General features: G+C 71.7%; 1 protein-coding gene. It reads right to left on the bottom strand.

Annotation, left to right across the window (positions count from 1 at the left end):
- On the bottom strand, positions 1-205 hold a 205-nt coding region (locus GT354_RS52700; RefSeq protein WP_202512187.1), incomplete at both ends, for a hypothetical protein.

Here is a 205-nt window from a genome sequence, read left to right as displayed (position 1 = left end):
CCGTCGGCGGCGGGCCGGGCGTACAGCGTGAGGTCGAACTTGGAGCCGCCCTCCTCGGCGGCCACCAACTCGCCGCGCACGCCCGGCAGCCGCAGTTCCGGTTCGGGCATGCTCAGCATGTTGAACATCACCTGGAACAGCGGAGTGCGGGCCAGGTCGCGCTGCGGGCACAGCCGGTCCACCAGCCGCTCGAACGGGACGTCCT

The organism is Streptomyces sp. SID3343 (genome assembly GCF_009865215.1).
Taxonomy (GTDB): Bacteria; Actinomycetota; Actinomycetes; order Streptomycetales; family Streptomycetaceae; genus Embleya.
This window is presented reverse-complemented; position numbering and strand designations above follow the sequence as displayed.